This window comes from Streptomyces sp. NPDC048337, assembly GCF_043201175.1.
Lineage (GTDB): Bacteria > Actinomycetota > Actinomycetes > Streptomycetales > Streptomycetaceae > Streptomyces.
Map to the genome: position 1 here is coordinate 39,923 of NZ_JBICYR010000014.1, position 18,243 is coordinate 58,165.

The 18,243-nt window shown below is 73.8% G+C and carries 7 protein-coding genes and 1 pseudogene; 5 read left to right on the forward strand and 3 right to left on the reverse strand.

The genetic code is table 11. The annotated features are described in order from the left end of the window. Positions 1-44: 44 nt before the first annotated feature. Both ACGFYU_RS22330 and ACGFYU_RS22335 read left to right on the forward strand, forming a co-directional pair. A pseudogene (locus tag ACGFYU_RS22330) lies at positions 45-5,399 on the forward strand (SDR family NAD(P)-dependent oxidoreductase); the annotation flags it as partial. A gap of 70 nt (positions 5,400-5,469) precedes the next feature. Then, on the forward strand, positions 5,470-11,940 hold the full coding sequence (locus tag ACGFYU_RS22335) for a type I polyketide synthase (protein ID WP_393829054.1): 6,471 nt from the start codon (positions 5,470-5,472) through the stop codon (positions 11,938-11,940). Here ACGFYU_RS22335 and ACGFYU_RS22340 read toward each other — a convergent pair. The 3 genes from ACGFYU_RS22340 to ACGFYU_RS22350 form a co-directional block, all read right to left on the reverse strand. Further along, positions 11,829-12,677 (reverse strand): BTAD domain-containing putative transcriptional regulator, encoded by an 849-nt coding sequence (locus tag ACGFYU_RS22340; RefSeq protein WP_393829055.1) that lies wholly within the window; start codon positions 12,675-12,677, stop codon positions 11,829-11,831. The genes ACGFYU_RS22335 and ACGFYU_RS22340 overlap by 112 nt on opposite strands. 225 nt (positions 12,678-12,902) lie before the next feature. Then, a complete protein-coding gene (locus tag ACGFYU_RS22345) occupies positions 12,903-13,112 on the reverse strand; it encodes an acyl-CoA carboxylase epsilon subunit (protein ID WP_382644672.1) in 210 nt (69 codons plus the stop codon). 18 nt (positions 13,113-13,130) lie between these two features. Further along, positions 13,131-14,717, reverse strand: a complete 1,587-nt coding sequence (locus ACGFYU_RS22350; RefSeq protein WP_393829056.1) for an acyl-CoA carboxylase subunit beta — start codon at positions 14,715-14,717, stop codon at positions 13,131-13,133. A 132-nt stretch (positions 14,718-14,849) separates the two neighbouring features. Here ACGFYU_RS22350 and ACGFYU_RS22355 point away from each other — a divergent pair, with 132 nt between their 5' ends. From ACGFYU_RS22355 to ACGFYU_RS22365, 3 genes are all read left to right on the forward strand, one after another. Beyond that, positions 14,850-15,716, forward strand: coding sequence for a biotin--[acetyl-CoA-carboxylase] ligase (locus ACGFYU_RS22355; protein ID WP_393829057.1), 867 nt, complete (start codon positions 14,850-14,852; stop codon positions 15,714-15,716). Positions 15,717-15,928: 212 nt separating this feature from the next. Next, positions 15,929-17,077, forward strand: coding sequence for an adenylate/guanylate cyclase domain-containing protein (locus ACGFYU_RS22360; protein ID WP_393829058.1), 1,149 nt, complete (start codon positions 15,929-15,931; stop codon positions 17,075-17,077). Between the two features lie 61 nt (positions 17,078-17,138). Next, entirely contained in the window at positions 17,139-17,939 is an 801-nt protein-coding gene (locus tag ACGFYU_RS22365) for an enoyl-CoA hydratase/isomerase family protein (protein ID WP_393829059.1), read from the forward strand. The last annotated feature ends 304 nt before the right edge of the window (positions 17,940-18,243 follow it).

Sequence of the window (18,243 nt, forward strand, 5' to 3'; positions counted from 1 at the left end):
CCCGGACCGGACCCACCTCTCCCGAAAGCTGAAATCACGTGGCTGACGAAGCACAACTCCGCGAGTACCTCAAGAAGGCCATCGCCGACGCCCGCGACGCCCGCACGCGCCTGCGCGAGGTCCAGGACAAGGCCCAGGAGCCGATCGCCATCGTCTCCATGGCCTGCCGCTACCCGGGTGGGGTGTCCTCCCCGGAGGACCTGTGGCGGCTGGTGGAGAACGGGACGGACGCCGTCTCCGACTTCCCTGCCGACCGGGGCTGGGACGTCGAACGGCTCTACGACACCGACGCCGACAAGACCGGCACCTCGTACTCCCGTGAAGGCGGATTCCTCTACGACGCCGCCCGGTTCGACGCCGGACTGTTCGGGATCTCCCCGCGCGAGGCGCTGGCCATGGACCCGCAGCAGCGGCTGCTGCTGGAGACCACCTGGGAGACCTTCGAACGGGCCGGACTCGACCCGCTGTCCCTGAAGGGCACCCGGACCGGGGTCTTCACCGGGGTCATGTACAACGACTACGGCTCCCGCGGCGACCTGCCCGCGCAGGACTACGAGGGCTACCTCTTCAGCGGCAGCGCCGGCTCCATCGCGGCCGGCCGGATCTCCTACACCTTCGGCCTGGAGGGCCCGGCCGTCGCCGTCGACACCGCCTGCTCGTCCTCGCTCGTCGCCCTGCACCTGGCGGCGAACGCGCTGCGCCGCGGCGAGTGCGATCTGGCGCTCGCCGGCGGTGTGACCGTGATGTCCACCCCGGTGGCGTTCGTGGAGTTCTCCCGGCTCCGCGGCCTCGCCGCGGACGGCCGCAGCAAGTCCTTCTCGGCGGACGCGGGCGGCACCGGCTGGGCGGAGGGCGTGGGCCTGCTGCTGGTCGAGCGGCTGTCCGACGCCCTGCGCAACGGGCACCGGGTCCACGCGGTGCTGCGCGGCTCGGCGGTGAACCAGGACGGTGCGTCGAACGGTCTGACCGCGCCGAACGGTCCGGCTCAGGAGCGGGTGATCCGCCAGGCCCTCGCGGACGCGGGCCTGTCGGCGGGCGAGGTCGACGCGGTGGAGGCGCACGGGACGGGGACCCGGCTGGGCGACCCGATCGAGGCGCAGGCGCTGCTGGCCACCTACGGGCAGGGCCGGCCGGCGGACCGGCCGCTGTACCTGGGCTCCCTCAAGTCCAACATCGCCCATGCCCAGGCGGCCGCCGGCGTCGGCGGCGTCATCAAGATGATCGAGGCCATCCGCCACGGGGTGCTGCCCAGGACCCTGCACGCGGACGAGCCGACGCCGATGGTCGACTGGGAGTCGGGCGCGGTGGAACTCCTCCAGGAGGCCCGCCCCTGGCCGCGGACGGGAGCCCCGCGCCGCGCGGCCGTCTCCTCCTTCGGCTTCGGCGGCACCAACGCCCACGTCGTGATCGAACAGTACGAAGGGAGCGCCGAACCGGCCGCGACGGCGGAGCCGGCCCCCGAGCCGGGCGTGAGCCTTCCCGTCGTGCCGTGGGTGGTCTCGGGCAAGACGGCCGAGGCCCTGCGCGACCAGCTGGCGCGGCTCGCGGAGCGGGTCACGGCCGATCCCGGGCTGTCCCCGGTGGACGTGGGCCTGTCGCTGGCCGCGGGCCGGGCCGCTCTGGAGTACCGGGCGGTGGTCACGGGCGCCGACCGTACGGAGCTCCTGGAGGCCCTCACCAGCGCGTCCGGCGGCGTCGCCAAGGCCGGCCGGCTGGGGTTCGTGTTCACGGGTCAGGGTGCGCAGCGGATCGGGATGGGGCGCGAACTGTACGCCTCCTTCCCGGTGTTCGCGGCGGCTTTCGACGCCGTGGTGGCGGAGCTGGACACGCATCTGGAGCGTCCGTTGCGCGAGGTGGTGTGGGGCGGAGACCAGGAGGTCCTGAACCGCACGGTGTTCGCGCAGGCTTCGCTGTTCGCGGTGGAGGTGGCGTTGTTCCGGCTGGTGGAGTCGTGGGGTGTGCGCCCCGATTTCCTGGCCGGGCATTCGGTGGGTGAGCTGGTGGCGGCGCACGTGGCGGGTGTGCTGTCGCTGGCGGACGCGGCGGCTCTGGTGGCCGCGCGCGGGCGGTTGATGCAGGCGCTGCCGTCGGGTGGGGCGATGGTCGCGCTCCAGGCCACCGAGGAGGAGGTGGCGCCGCTGCTGACGGGGCGAGTGTCGATCGCGGCACTCAACGGGCCCCAGTCGGTGGTGGTGTCGGGTGACGAGGACGCCGTCCTCGCCGTTGCCGGTGTCTTCGAGGAGCAGGGACGCAAGACGACCCGGCTGAAGGTTTCGCACGCCTTCCACTCCCCGCTCATGGACCCGATGCTGGAGGAGTTCCGCACCGTCGCCGCGTCCCTCGCGTACGGCGCGCCCGAGGTCTCGGTCGTCTCCACCCTCACCGGTGCCCTCGCCGTGGGCGACGAACTGCGCTCCGCGGACTACTGGGTGGCCCAGGTCCGCGGCGCCGTCCGGTTCGCGGACGCCGTCCACACCCTCGCGGACCTCGGCGTCACGGCGGCCCTGGAACTGGGCCCGGACGGGGTGCTGTCCGCCCTGGTCGCCGGGGCGGCGGGGGAGCGGATCCCGGCGGCGCTCCCCGTCCTGCGCCGAAACCAGTCCGAGCCCGCGGCCGCCGTCGCCGCCGTCGGCCGGCTCCACGAGCACGGTGTCCCCGTCGACTGGACGGCGTACTTCACCGGGACCGGCGCCCGCCGGGTCGACCTGCCCACCTACGCCTTCCAGCACGAGCGGTACTGGGTGGACCGGCTCCCCCGGGACTCCCGCCCCGGTCCCGACGGCGGCACCTTCGGGCAGCACCCCCTGCTCGGCCCCGCCCTGACCCTCGCCGGGGCCGGCGAGACCGTCTTCACCAGCCGTCTCTCGCTGCACAGCCACCCCTGGCTCGCCGCACACCTCGTCCACGGCACCCCGGTGCTGCCCGCCGCCGCCGTCGTCGAGATGGCACTGCACGCGGGCGAGCCGGCCGGCCTGGCCGTCGTCGACGAGCTCGACCTGCTCGCCCCGCTGCTGCTGCCCGAGGAGGGCGCCGTCCGGATCCAGGTACGGGCCGCCGCGGACCCGGACGGCCGATACGGCTTCCGGCTGTACGCCCGCCCGGACACCGGCGACCTGGCGGGCGCGGACGCGGACGCCCCCTGGACCCTGCACGCCCAGGGCTACTACCGGGAGGAGGCCGTGGCCGCCGCCCCGGCCGCCGACTGGTTCGAGGCCGCGCTCCCCGAAGCCACCCTCCCCGAAGAGCTGGCCGCCGAGGCCCCTCGCTACGGCCTGCACCCGGCGCTCCTCGACGCCGTCCTGCCCGGCCTCGGGGCGGGGGCCGCCCCCGTCCACTGGTACGGCGTACGGCTCTACGCGCCGGGCGCCCCGGCCGTCCGCGCCCGGGCCACGGAGATCGACGACCGGACGTACGCGCTCCAGCTCGCCGGCGCCGACGGCAGGCTCGTCGCCTCCGTGGACTCGGTCGTCTACCGCGACCTGCCCCGCGCGCAGTTCACGCCGGCCTCCGTTTCCGCCGCCGCCGGCCGGGACGCCCTCTTCCGCGTCGGCTGGGAGCCCCTCACCCTCCCCGCCGCCGGCCGGGGCCCGGTCGTCTGGCACCTCCTGGACCCGCGCGACCCGGGGTCCCTCGCCACGGCCGCCCCCGGGGCGACCCTGCTGCTGCCCCGGCCCGCCGGCGAGGACCTGCACACCGCGGCCCGGGACACCCTCGCCCTCGTACAGGCGTTCCTGGCGGACGAGCGGCTGGAGCAGACCCGGCTGGTGGTCGTCACCTCCGCAGCGGTGGCCGTCGCCGACGGCGAGGACGTCACCGACCTCGCGGGCGCCGCCGTCTGGGGCCTGCTGCGCTCCGCCCAGTCGGAGGCCCCCGGCCGCATCGTCCTCGTCGACGACGGCCCGGACCAGCACCCCGACCAGCACCCCGACCGGTACGCCGAAGTCCTCGCGGCCGGGGAACCGCAGGCCGCACTGCGCGGCCGTACGGTCCTCGTCCCGCGCCTGCTCCGCGTCGCCGAGCCGCAGTCCGCCCCCGAAGCCCCGGCCGCCACCGGCACCGTCCTGATCACCGGAGGCACCGGCATGCTCGGCGCCGCCGTCGCCCGGCAGCTGGTCGCCGACCAGGGCGTACGACGGCTCCTGCTGCTGTCCCGCCGGGGCGAGACCGCCGACGGCGCCAAGCAGCTCATCGCCGACCTGGAGGAACTCGGCGCGTACGCCGAGGCCGTGGCCTGTGACGTCACCGACCGGGACGCGCTCGCGGCCGTGCTGGCCGCGATCCCCGCCGAGCACCCGCTGACCGCCGTGGTGCACGCGGCCGGAGTCCTCGACAACGCCCTGCTCCACGAACTCACGCCCACCCGGCTGGAATCCGTACTGCGCCCGAAGGCGGACGGCGCCCGGCACCTGCACGAGCTGACCCGCGATGCGGACCTGACCGCGTTCGTGCTGTTCTCCTCGACCGTGGGCGTGCTCGGCGGCCCCGGCCAGGCCAACTACGCGGCCGCCAACGCCTTCCTCGACGGCCTCGCCGCCCACCGGCGCGCCCACGGCCTGCCCGCCACCTCCCTCGCCTGGGGCGTCTGGCAGCCCGGCGAGGACACCCCGGGCATCAACGGCCACCTGACCGGCCCGGACCTGGACCGGCTCGCCCACGAGGGGCTGCGGCCCCTCACCCGGGAAGAGGGGCTCGCGCTGTACGACCGGGCCGTACGCGAGGACCACGCCGCGCTCGTCGCCGTACCGCTGGGCCTCGCCGCCCTCCGGGCGCAGCCCCGGGTCCCGGCCCTGTTCGGTGCGCTCCCCGGCCTGCGCGGCCGCACCGGCGCCGCCACGGCACGCACCGCGGAGCCCGGACAGCCCGGCGAGACCCTCGCGGGGCAGCTCGCCGCGCTCAGCCCGCTGGAGCGGGAGCAGCGGCTGCTCACCCTGGTCGCAGCCGAGTCCGCCGCGGCCCTGGGCCGTACCGGACCCGGCGGCATCGAAGCCGAACGGCCCTTCCAGGAGCTCGGCTTCGACTCCCTGACCGCCCTCGACCTGCGCAACCGGCTGGGCACCGCCGCCGGGATCACCCTCCCCGCGACCATGGTCTTCGACCACCCGACGCCGGCCGCCCTCGCCGGATACCTCCGGGACCGGCTCGTGCCCAAGGAGCCGGACCCGGGTCAGGCCCTGCTCGCCGAACTGGGCCGGCTGGACCCGCTGCTGTCCGGCCTCCCCGGCGACGACCCGGACCGCGGCGCCGTCACCGCCCGGCTGCGCGCCTTCCTGAACCGCCTGGAGGCGGCCGGGCCGGCCCCGGACGACGCCGCCGACGAGGTGGCCGACGTCCTCGCCGGGGCCTCCGTGGACGAGATCTTCAGCTTCATCGACACCGAACTCGGGCGTTCCGCGGACTGATTCCCGGCGCACCACACCCCGACCCGGCCGATCCGACGGCCCACCGCACGAGGAGAGAACAGGAACCCCGATGTCCAACGAAGAGAAGCTGGTCGAATACCTCAAGCGGGTCACCGTCGATCTGCAGAAGGCCAACCGCCGGATCGCCCAGCTGGAGGCGGCCGAGCCCGAGCCGGTGGCCGTCGTCGGCATGGCCTGCCGCTTCCCGGGCGGGGTGTCCTCCCCGGAGGACCTGTGGCGGCTGGTGGCGACCGGGACGGACGCCATCACCGACTTCCCCACCGACCGCGGCTGGGACCTGGAGCGGCTCTACGACCCGGACCCGGACCGGCCCGGCACCTCGTACACCCGCGAGGGCGGATTCCTGCACGACGCCGGGCTGTTCGACGCCGGACTGTTCGGGATCTCCCCGCGCGAGGCGCTGGCCATGGATCCGCAGCAGCGGCTGCTGCTGGAGACCGCCTGGGAGACCTTCGAGCAGGCGGGCATCGACCCGCTGTCCCTCAAGGGCACCCGGACGGGCGTCTACGCCGGTGTCATCGAGCAGAGCTACCTGGGCCTCGACGGCCCGGCCGAGTTCGAGGGCTACCTGCTGACCAGCAAGCTCAGCAGCGTCGCCTCCGGCCGGATCTCCTACACCTTCGGCCTGGAGGGCCCGGCGGTCTCCGTCGACACCGCCTGCTCCTCCTCGCTCGTCGCCCTGCACCTGGCCGTGCAGTCCGTCCGCTCCGGGGAGTCGGACCTGGCGCTGGCGGGCGGCGCGACCGTCACCGCCACGCCCGGCGGCTTCGTGGACTTCGCGCGGCAGTCCGGCCTGGCACCGGACGGCCGGATCAAGTCCTTCGCGGCGGCGGCCGACGGCACGTCCTGGGCGGAGGGCGTGGGCCTGCTCCTCGTGGAGCGGCTGTCCGACGCCCGCCGCAACGGCCACCGGGTCCTGGCCGTCGTACGCGGCTCCGCCGTCAACCAGGACGGCGCTTCGAACGGTCTGACGGCGCCGAACGGGCCTTCCCAGGAGCGGGTGATCCGGGCGGCGCTGGCGGACGCGGGCCTGTCGGCGTCGGACGTGGACGCGGTGGAGGCGCACGGGACGGGGACCCGGCTGGGCGACCCGATCGAGGCGCAGGCGCTGCTGGCGACGTACGGGCAGGGCCGGCCGGCGGACCGGCCGCTGTACCTGGGCTCCCTCAAGTCCAACATCGGGCACTCGGTCGCCGCCGCCGGCGTCGGCGGTGTCATCAAGATGATCCAGGCGATGGAACACGGGGTGCTCCCGCGCACCCTGCACATCGACGAGCCGACGCCGATGGTCGACTGGGAGTCGGGCGCGGTGGAGCTCCTGCGGGAGGCCAGGACCTGGCCGCAGACCGGCGCGCCGCGCCGCGCGGCCGTGTCCTCCTTCGGAGTCAGCGGTACGAACGCGCACGTGATCCTGGAACGGCCGCACACCGAACAGGCCGTGGCCGACGAGCCCGCTCCGGCGTCCCTCCCGGTGGTGCCGTGGGTGGTGTCGGGAAGGACGGCGGACGCGTTGCGCGGGCAGTTGGCGCGGCTGGGACAGTGGGCGGAGGCCGATGCGGGGCTCCGGCCGGTGGATGTGGGCCTGTCGCTGGCTTCGGGCCGGGCGGCTCTGGAGTACCGGGCCGTGGTCACGGGTGCGGACCGGCCAGAGCTGCTGGCCGCTCTGGCGTCGGCGGGTGTTCCGGTCGGGGTGCGCGGTGGCCGGCTGGGGTTCGTGTTCACCGGTCAGGGCGCCCAGCGGATCGGCATGGGCCGTGAACTCCACGCGGCTTTCCCCGTGTTCGCAGCCGCTTTCGATGCGGTGGCGGCGGAGTTGGACCGCCATCTGGAGCGGCCGTTGCGGGAGGTCGTGTGGGGTGGGGACCAGGAGCTACTGAACCAGACGGTGTTCGCGCAGACGTCGCTGTTCGCGGTGGAGGTGGCGCTGTTCCGGCTGGTGGAGTCGTGGGGTGTGCGCCCCGATTTCCTGGCCGGCCATTCGATCGGTGAGCTGGCCGCGGCGCATGTCGCGGGTGTGCTGTCGCTGGCGGACGCGGCCGAACTGGTCGCTGCACGCGGCCGGTTGATGCAGGCCCTGCCGGCCGGCGGTGCGATGGTCGCGGTCCAGGCCACCGAGGAGGAAGTCCTCCCGCTCCTGTCGGAGCAGGTGTCCATCGCCGCCCTCAACGGGCCCGGATCGGTGGTCCTTTCCGGCGACGAGGCGGCGGTGCTCGCGATCGCGTCCGGTTTCGAGGGGCAGGGCCGTAAGACGACCCGCCTCAAGGTGTCACACGCGTTCCACTCGCCGCTGATGGACCCGATGCTGGAGGAGTTCCGCAAGGTCGCCGCATCGGTCAGCTACGAGGCTCCGCGGATCGCGGTGGTCTCCACCCTCACCGGCACCCTGGCCGTGGGCGACGAACTGCGCTCCGCGGACTACTGGGTGGCCCAGGTCCGGGGCGCCGTCCGGTTCGCCGACGCGGTCGCCACCCTCGCGGACCTCGGCGTCACGGCGGCCCTGGAACTGGGCCCTGACGGGGTGCTGTCCGCCCTGGTCGCCGGGGCGGCGGGGGAGCGGATCCCGACCGCGCTGCCCGTCCTGCGCCGCAACCGACCCGAGCCCGCCGCCACGGTGGACGCCCTCGGGCGGCTGTACGAGCACGGTGTCCCCGTCGACTGGACGGCGTACTTCACCGGGACCGGCGCCCGCCGGGTCGACCTGCCCACCTACGCCTTCCAGCACGAGCGGTACTGGGTCGAGTCGGCGGCGGCCACCACCGACCCCGCCGACCTGGGCCTCGTCCCGACCGGACACCCCCTGCTCGGCCCCGCCGTCACCCTCGCGGGCTCCGACCGGTCCGTGTTCACCAGCCGCCTCTCGCTGCACAGCCACCCCTGGCTCGCCGCACACCTCGTCCACGGCACCCCGGTGCTGCCCGCCGCCGCCCTCGTGGAACTCGCCGTCCGCGCCGGGGACGTGCCCGGCGCCAACGCCCTCGACGAACTCGTCATCGAGCGGCCGCTGCTGCTCTCGCCGACCGGCGCGATCCACCTCCAGGTGACCGTCGAGCCGCTCGCCGGGTCCGGCGGCGGACACTGGTCGGTCACCGTGCACAGCCGCGGCGACGCCGGCTCCCCGTGGACCCGGCACGCCCACGGCCGGCTCAGCGCCGCCGCCCCCGCCGCCCCCTTCGACCTCACCGCCTGGCCGCCGGCCGAAGCCGTGGAGGCCACCCCCGAGGGGCAGGGCATCACCGCGCTCTGGCACAAGGGCGAGGAGATCTACGCCGAGGTGCGCCTCCCCGAGGGCCGGACCGTGCCGGACGCCGCCGGGTTCCTCCTCGACCCCGCGCTGCTGGACGCGGCCGTCGGCCCGCTGCTGCCCGGTCCGGACGTGCGGACCGCCCGCTGGGACGACGTACGGGTGTACGCGACCGGGGCCTCGGCCCTGCGGGTACGACTGACCTCGCGGCCGCAGGAGCCCGGCACGTACGCGGTCCGGCTCGCCGACCCGGCCGGCCGGTCCGTGGCGTCCGTCGGCTCGCTGGCCGTGGACACCGTCTCCGCCGCCGAGCCGGACGTCGCGGCCGGGCGGCGCGCGGGCATGCTGTTCGAGGTCCACTGGACGCCGCTGACCGATGCCGCCGATGCCGCCCCGGCCGATGCCGCCGGCCACCCGTGGGCCGTCCTCGGCGCGTTCGCCCCGGAAGGCGCCGCGCACCCGGAGGCCGTGGCCGCCGTGGGGGACGCCGTCGCCGCGGGCGCGGACCTCCCCTTCGTCGTGGCCCGCATCGAGCCCTCCCCGGGTGCTTCCCGCACCGCCGCGGTCCACGAGAGGACCGGGCGCACCCTCGCCCTCGTACAGGCGTTCCTGGCGGACGAGCGGCTGGAGCGGACCCGGCTGGTGGTCGTCACCTCCGCAGCGGTGGCCGTCGCCGACGACGAGCACGTCACCGACCTCGCGGGCGCCGCCGTCTGGGGCCTGCTGCGCTCCGCCCAGTCGGAGGCCCCCGGCCGAATCGTCCTCGTCGACACCGACACCCCCCACGGCGGCCCCGCCGAGGAGCGGGCGCTGGCCCGCCTCGCCCTGTCCGGCGAACCGCAGGCCGCCCTGCGCGCCGGCCGGGTCCACCTGCCCCGCCTCACCCGCACGGCGCCCTCTTCCCCGGCCCCGGAAGGCGCCGTGTGGAACCCCGACGGCACCGTGCTCATCACCGGCGGCACGGGCAGCCTCGGCGCGCTCTTCGCCCGTCACCTCGCCTCCGAGCACGGCGTGAAGCACCTCCTGCTGACCAGCCGCCGTGGCCGCGGCGCCGCCGGTGCCGCCGAGCTGGAGGCCGAACTCACCGCCCTGGGCGCCCGGGTCACGATCGCCGCCTGCGACGCCGCCGACCACGACGCGCTCGCGGCCGTCCTGGCGGCCGTCCCCGCCGCGCACCCCCTCACCGGGGTCGTGCACGCGGCCGGCGTCCTCGACGACGGCCTGATCAGCGCCCTCACCCCGGAGCGCCTGGCGGCGGTCCTGCGCCCCAAGGCCGACGCCGCGTGGAACCTGCACTCCCTCACCCGCGACGCCGACCTGACCGCCTTCGTGCTCTTCTCCTCGATCGCCGCCGTCGTCGGGGGTGTCGGCCAGGCCAACTACGCGGCCGCCAACGCCTTCCTCGACGGCCTCGCCCACCACCGCCACGCCCTCGGCCTGCCCGCCACCTCGGTGGCCTGGGGCCTGTGGGAGCAGACCGGCGGCATGAGCGGCCACCTCGGCCACACCGACCTGCTCCGCATCGCCCGCAGCGGCTTCCGGCCCGTCCCCGAACAGGACGGTCCCGCGCTGCTGGACCTGGTCCTCGGGCTCGGCCGGCCGACGGCCGTGGTCTCCCCGGTCGACGTGGCGGCGCTGCGCGAGCAGGGCGCCCGCACCTCCGCCGTCCTGTCCCGGCTCGCCGGGGTGCCGCTGCGCCGCACCGCCGCCGGCGACCGGGACGCGGCCGTCTCCCTCGCCGCCGTCCTGGCCGGGCTGCCGGGCCCGGCGGAGCGCGCGGCGGCCGTACTGGACGCCGTACGCGCCCAGATCGCGGCGGTGCTCGGGCACGCGGACCCCTCGGGCATCGAAGCCGACCAGCCGCTGACCAAGCTCGGCTTCGACTCGCTGACCTCGGTGGAGCTGCGCAACCTGCTCAACGGGATCAGCGGACTCCGGCTGCCCGCGACCCTGGTCTTCGACCACCCGACACCGGGCGCCCTCGCCGGGTACCTGCTCGCGGAACTGTCCGACGGCTCCGGCTCCGACGCGGCAGGGGCCCGCCAGACGGTGGACTTCGCCGCCGAGGTGACCCTCGCCGAGGACATCCGGCCCGCGGCCGAGGTGGTCCGGGACTCCACCGACCCCCGTCACGTCCTGCTGACCGGAGCCACCGGGTTCCTCGGCGCCTTCCTGCTGAGGGACCTGATGCGCACCACCACGGCCACCGTCCACGTCCTCGTACGCGGCGCGGACCGGGCGGAGGCTCTGCGCCGGGTCCGCTCCAACATGGAGTGGTACCGGCTGGCGGACCAGGTCGACGAGAGCCGGCTGTCGGTCGTCCTCGGTGACCTCGGCGAGGAGCGGCTCGGCCTGTCCGAGGAGGAGTTCGACACCCTCGCCCGTATGGTGGACGTCGTCTACCACAACGGCGCCAAGGTGCACTGGCTGGAGCCGTACACGGCGCTGCGAGCGGCGAACGTGACCGGCACCGAGGAAGTGCTGCGCCTCGCGGCCCGGCACCGCACGGTCCCCGTGCACTACGTCTCGACCGTCGGCGTCTTCGACGGGGTCCGTGAGGAGGGCGTCCCGCTGAAGGTCACGGACCCGACGGGCCCGGCCGAGGCACTGCCCAGCGGCTATCTGCAGAGCAAGTGGGTGGCGGAGCAGCTGATCGGGCTGGCCCGGGACCGGGGGCTGCCGGTCTCCGTCTACCGGGTCGACGTGATCTCGGGCGACACGGAGAACGGCGCGTGCCAGACACGGGACTTCGTCTGGCTGAGCCTCAAGGGCATTCTGCAGGCGGGTGCGGTGCCGGTCGGCGTCGGCGGCCGCTTCCATCTCCTGCCGGTGGACTACGTGAGTGCTGCGATCATCGGCCTGTCCGGGCGCGGGGGCACCGTAGGCCGTACTTTCCACCTCTTCAATCAGAGTTCGCTGAGTCTGGAGCAGAGCGTCGGCCACCTGCGATCACTCGGATACGAATTGGCCGAAAAAGACTGGTCCGATTGGAAGGGATCCGTTCAGGCGGATCGGGACAACGCGCTCCAGCCGCTGCTGCACGCCTTCGAGATGATGACGTCGGACACCGACGCCTTCTACCCTCCGATCGACACGTCGGAGACGGAGCGTGACCTCGCGGAGAGCGGCATCGTCTGCCCGCCGCTGACCGAGGGACTCTTCGCCCGCTACGTACGGTTCTTCGTCGAGGTCGGCCACTTCCCGCCGGTATCGGGTACGCGCGGCGCGCACGCCTCCGCCCAGTCCGCCCCGCCGTCGGAGGACAGCACGCGTTCGTGAGCCCGCTGGACCAGCGCGGAGGGTTCCAGGCCCAGTTCGTCCCGCAGCAGACCCCGTACGGCTTGGTAGGCCTCCAGGGCCTCGGCCCGCCGGCCCGTATGGTGCAGGGCGTTGATCAGCTGGCTGTGGAACCCCTCGTGCAGCGGGTAGTCGTGCACCAGCGTGCGCAGCTCCGGGATGGAGTCGCGGTGCAGGCCCAGCGCACAGCGTGCCTCGATGCGCATCTCCAGGGCCTGGACTCGGCAGTCTTCGAGGTGGGTGATGTGGCTCTTGAGGAGCGGCCCGGTCGCGATGTTCGACAGGACCGACCCGCGCCACAGGGACATCGCCTGCCGCAGGTGGTCGCAGGCGGCCTCGTACTGCGCGTTCCGCAGGGCCGAGGCGCCCCGGCTGACGTGGAGTTCGAAGAGCTTGTAGTCGACGTCCTCGTCGGCGACCCGGAGCAGATAGCCGGCGGAGCGGGTGGAGAGCACCGGGGGTACGGCGGCCGGGGCGCCGGTGTCGGCGGCGGCGAGGAACCGTCGGGCGTGGTGGATGTACGTCTGGATGGTGTTGAGCGCGGAGCGGGGCGGAGAGTCTCCCCACAGCTCGGTGATGAGCATCTCGGAGGAGACGAACTCGTTGGCGCGTGAGAGGAGGACGGCCAGGGTCTGAGTGACCTTGGGCGAGCCCACACGGCAGATCTCGCCGGTCTCGGTGACGACTTGGAAATGGCCCAGCAACTGGAACTTCAGCACGTGGTTCCCCCTTTTTTTTTGGATCTTCGAGCATAGAGGGAACTCGCAGAAGTCCGATTCTGACCACTACATGTCAAGCCATGGGACGGCAAAATCAATGGACAGACGGGTTCCGGTGTGATTCCCGCCCGTACCCGGGGTAAGCCAGATGGCCGTACCCCGGGTACGGGGTACGGCCATCTGTAAGGAGAGAGCCGGCCGGGCGGCCAGGCGGCCGGGCAGGCCTTAGCCGGGCCAGTACGTACGACCCCACGCGCGCGGCCCCGGCCGCGGCAGCCGGCGGCGTGCCACCCGGGCCGGCGTCGACCACTCGTCCGCGACCCGGGGCGCGCCCGACGGCGTGGAGGCCAGCGCCGCCGCGCGCGCTTGGACCACCGCCAGTGCGGCGGCCAGCTCCTCCGGGGTCGGATTGCCCTTGACGACCTTGATCACCACAGAGACCTCCTGGAGGGACTAGAGGGGGATGTTGCCGTGCTTCTTCGGCGGCAGGGACTCCCGCTTGGTGCGCAGCTGCCGCAGCCCCTTCACCACGTGCGCCCGGGTCTCGGACGGCATGGTCACCGCGTCGATGTAACCGCGCTCGGCGGCCGTGTACGGGTTGAGCAACGCGTCCTCGTACTCGGCGATGAGCCGTGCGCGGGTCTCCTCCACATTCTCCGCCTCGGCGATGTCGCGCCGGTGCAGGATGTTCACCGCGCCCTGCGCGCCCATGACGGCGATCTGCGCGGTCGGCCAGGCCAGGTTCAGGTCCGCGCCGAGGTGCTTGGAGCCCATGACGTCGTACGCGCCGCCGAAGGCCTTGCGGGTGATGACGGTGATCAGCGGCACGGTCGCCTCCGCGTACGCGTAGATCAGCTTCGCGCCGCGCCGGATGATTCCGTTGTACTCCTGGTCGGTGCCCGGCAGGAAGCCCGGGACGTCGACGAACGTCAGCACCGGAATGTTGAAGGCGTCGCAGGTCCGTACAAAACGGGCCGCCTTCTCGGAGGCGTTGATGTCCAGGCAGCCGGCGAACTGCATCGGCTGGTTCGCGACGATGCCCACCGGGTGGCCCTCGACCCGGCCGAAGCCAGTGAGGATGTTCGGCGCGAAGAGCGCCTGCGTCTCCAGGAACTCCGCGTCGTCCAGCACGTGCTCGATCACGGCGTGCATGTCGTACGGCTGGTTCGCGCTGTCCGGGATCAGGACGTCGAGCTCGCGGTCGACGTCGGTGACCTCGGTGTCCGCCTCCTCCGGGAAGGCGGGCGGCTCGGAGAGGTTGTTCGACGGCAGGTAGGCGAGCAGCGACTTCACGTACTCGATGGCGTCCTTCTCGTCACCCGCCATGTGGTGCGCGACGCCGGACGTGCTGTTGTGCGTGCGCGCCCCGCCCAGCTCCTCGAAGCCCACGTCCTCGCCGGTGACCGTCTTGATGACGTCCGGGCCGGTGATGAACATGTGCGAGGTCTGGTCGACCATGACCGTGAAGTCGGTGATGGCGGGGGAGTACACGGCGCCGCCCGCGCACGGCCCGACGATGAGGCTGATCTGCGGGATCACCCCGGAGGCGTGCACGTTGCGGCGGAAGATCTCCCCGTACATGCCCAGCGCGCTGACACCCTCCTGGATGCGGGCGCCGCCGGAGTCGTTGATGCCGATGAGGGGGCAGCCGGTCTTCAGCGCGAAGTCCATGACCTTCATGATCTTCTGCCCGTAGACCTCGCCGAGGGCCCCGCCGAAGACGGTGAAGTCCTGCGAGAACACCGCGACGGGGCGGCCGTCGACGGTGCCGTAGCCGGTGACGACGCCGTCACCGTAGGGGCGGGTCTTCTCCAGCCCGAAGTTGGTGGAACGGTGCCGGGCGAGCTCGTCCAACTCGACGAAGGAGCCCTCGTCCAGCAGCAGGGCCACCCGCTCACGCGCCGTCAGTTTGCCCTTGGCGTGCTGCTTCTCCACGGCCCGGGCGGACCCGGCGTGGGTGGCTTCGTCGATGCGGCGCTGCAGATCCGCGATCTTGCCCGCGGTGGTGTGCATGTCGATCGGCTCTGACGGTTGTGACATCGGGGTCGCGGCTCCCTGCGTGGTGTCAACTGCCTGGTCAATGTGACTGACTACGGCTGGCTACTGGTGCGTAGCGTATCGGCGGGCATGGCACTCGGCAGTGCGGCGTTTGACACACCTAATCTGGCTTGCATGACGCCATCAGATGCTTCAGCAGGTGCCTCCGCCGGTCGTTGGTCGAGCCTGGACCGGCCGCCCCTCAACGCCGCCGGCCTTCAGCGGGCCCTGGTCGTCGAGGGAGGGCTGTGGACCTCCCTGGAGGTGGTGACCGCCACCGGGTCGACCAACTCCGACCTCGCCGCGCGGGCCCCCGAGCTGCCCGAGGGGGCCGTGCTCGTCGCCGAGGAGCAGACGGCCGGGCGCGGGCGGCTCGACCGGAGCTGGGTCGCGCCCGCCCGGTCCGGGCTGTTCTTCTCCGTCCTGCTCAAGCCGGGCCGGGCCGTGCCCGAGGAGCGGTGGGGGTGGCTGACCCTGCTGGCCGGGGTGGCCACCGCGACCGGGCTGTCCCGGGCGGCCGGAGTGGACACCGCCCTCAAGTGGCCCAACGACCTGCTGGTCACCGTGGACGGGGAGGAGCGCAAGACCGGCGGGATCCTCGCCGAGCGCGTCGCCGACGGCGTGGTCATCGGGATCGGGCTCAACGTCACGCTGACCGAGGACGAGCTGCCGGTGCCCGCCGCCGGGTCGCTGGCCCTGGCCAAGGCCGCCGTGACCGACCGGGACCCGCTGCTGAAGGCCGTACTGCGGGCCCTGGAGCAGTGGTACGGGAACTGGCGCGCGGCCGGCGGGGACCCCGCCGCCAGCGGCCTCCAGGAGACCTACGCGGCGGGCTGCGCCACCCTCGGCCGCCACGTCCGCGCGGAGCTCCCGGGCGGCCGCACGCTCACCGGAACGGCCGAAGCGGTCGACGCCGACGGACGGCTGGTGATCCGTACGGCCGAAGGGGCGCACGAGGCCGTCGGTGCGGGTGATGTGGTCCACCTGCGGTCAGTCCACTGACCTCGGGGTTCTCACGGATCGGGCGTGGGTGCGGGGCCCCCGCGACGGCCCCGCACCCGAGCCCCCGGCGCCCCGAATGCCGTAGGGGCTGAATTCCACGGGGAGGGGGAGTGAGCTACGGCACACCTGCCGTATGGTTTAGGCGATCCCGGTGCTCGTGGTGATCAACCGGTTCGCAGGGCATTGCGCACGGAATGGACAGGAGGCGGCCCTTGACCGTCGACGACCCTACGTCCAGCGCGTCCGCCCCCGGGCCCACCGGCCCCGGCACCCCGATCGGGCGCGACCAGCACACCCCCCACCACGAGGTCGACCACACGGCGCAGCCGACCGCGGACCCCCTCGCCATCCGGCTCGAGCAGCTCATCCTCGGCGCCGACCGCCGCTACACGCCCTTCCAGGCCGCCCGCAGCGCCGGGGTCTCGATGGAGCTCGCCTCCCGCTTCTGGCGGGCCATGGGCTTCGCCGACATCGGCCAGGCCAAGGCGCTGACGGAGGCCGACGTACTGGCGCTGCGCCGGCTCGCCGGCCTGGTGGAGGCCGGACTGCTGTCGGAGCCGATGGCCGTGCAGGTGGCCCGTTCCACCGGGCAGACCACCGCCCGGCTGGCCGAATGGCAGATCGACTCCTTCCTGGAGGGGCTCACGGAGCCGCCCGAGCCTGGCATGACCCGTACGGAGGTCACGTACCCCCTCGTCGAGCTGCTGCTGCCCGAGCTGGAGGAGTTCCTCGTCTACGTGTGGCGGCGCCAGCTGGCGGCGGCCACCGGGCGCGTGGTGCAGGCGGCGGACGACGAGGAGATGGTCGACCGGCGCCTCGCGGTGGGCTTCGCCGACCTGGTGGGCTTCACCCGGCTGACGCGCAGGCTGGAGGAGGAGGAGCTCGGCGAGCTGGTCGAGTCCTTCGAGACGACCTCGGCGGACCTGGTGGCCGCGCACGGCGGCCGGCTGATCAAGACCCTCGGCGACGAGGTGCTGTACTGCGCCGACGACGCGGCGACGGCGGCGGAGATCGCGCTGCGGCTGATCGAGACGATGGAGGCGGACGCGCAGATGCCGGAGCTGCGCGTCGGGATCGCCTTCGGCACGGTGACGACCCGCATGGGCGACGTCTTCGGCACCACGGTGAACCTGGCGAGCAGGCTGACCTCGATAGCCCCGAAGGACGCGGTCCTGGTGGACGGGGCGATGGCCGAGGAGCTGGGCCGGACCGGGGCCGCGCCCGTCTCGGAGAAGGAGGCCGAGTCGGAGGAGGGCGGCGGCGGGTACCGCTTCGCGCTCCAGCCGATGTGGCAGCGGCCGGTGCGTGGACTGGGTGTCGTGGAGCCCTGGTCGCTGACGCGTCGCAAGCCCAAGCCTTGACCCGGCGGGAGCCCCGCGGACTAGAGTGCGCCGATAACGCTCGTTAACCGGGAGGGTCGGCATGTCTGAGCAGCGCTTCGGAGAGTTCGTCGCGGTACGTCGGGAAGGTGACGGCCACGTCGCGGAGCTGGCGATGGACCGCCCCAAGGCGATGAACGCGGTGTCCACCGAAATGGCCCGCTCCATCGGCGCGGCCTGCGCGGCGCTCGCGGCGGACCCTTCCGTACGGGTGGTCGTTCTTTCCTCCACCGCGGAACGGGCGTTCTGCGTGGGCGCTGACCTCAAGGAGCGCAACTCCCTCTCGGACGCGGAGCTGGTACGGCAGCGGCCGACCACGCGGGGTGCGTACGGAGGCGTGCTGGAGCTCCCCATGCCCACGATCGCCGCGGTGCACGGCTTCGCGCTCGGCGGCGGCTTCGAGCTGGCGCTGGCCTGCGATGTGATCGTCGCCGACGAGACGGCCGTGGTCGGCCTGCCCGAGGTGTCCGTGGGCGTGATCCCGGGCGGCGGCGGCACACAGCTCCTCCCGCGCCGCGTGGGCGCGGCCCGTGCGGCCGAGCTGATCTTCACGGCCCGACGCGTGGAGGCGGCCGAGGCCCGCTCCCTGGGCCTGGTGGACTCGCTGGTCCCGGCGGGCGAGGACCGCGAGCAGGCACTGGCCCTGGCGTCCCGCATGGCGGCGAACTCCCCGGTGGGCCTGCGCGCGGCCAAGCGGGCGCTGCGCCTGGGCCACGGGATGGACCTGGCGGCGGGCCTGGAGATCGAGGACGCGGCCTGGCGCACGGTGGCCTTCTCCGCCGACCGCGCGGAGGGCGTAGCAGCCTTCAACGAAAAGCGCCCCCCAATCTGGCCGACCCGCTAACCCCGCTTCCGGCCTCCGGCCCCTGCTTCCGGTACCGCCCCCCGGGACTGCGCGTCCGCCGAGGCCGCCCGGACCGCCCGGTCCGTGCCGGACCAGCCCCAGACGGCCGTCGGACGCCGAGACGCGAGAAGCGCGTAGCGATCTGCCGCGCCCCGCCCCCCGATGCGCTTCTCGCCGCTGTCTGGTGCGGGTTGGGCCCATCCCGCCCCCATGTGGGACCAGCCCGAGACGGCCGCCGGACGCCGTCAAGGAGGAGCGCGTAGCGATCTGCCGCGCCCGGCGCGGAGCATGCATGTGGGCCCCG

Excerpts from the sequence above, each read along its gene's own strand:
- ACGFYU_RS22355 (WP_393829057.1), top strand. The coding sequence starts at position 14,850 with ATGACGCCATCAGATGCTTCAGCAGGTGCCTCCGCCGGTCGTTGGTCG.
- ACGFYU_RS22350 (WP_393829056.1), bottom strand. The coding sequence starts at position 14,717 with ATGTCACAACCGTCAGAGCCGATCGACATGCACACCACCGCGGGCAAG.
- ACGFYU_RS22365 (WP_393829059.1), top strand. The coding sequence starts at position 17,139 with ATGTCTGAGCAGCGCTTCGGAGAGTTCGTCGCGGTACGTCGGGAAGGT.
- ACGFYU_RS22335 (WP_393829054.1), top strand. The coding sequence starts at position 5,470 with ATGTCCAACGAAGAGAAGCTGGTCGAATACCTCAAGCGGGTCACCGTC.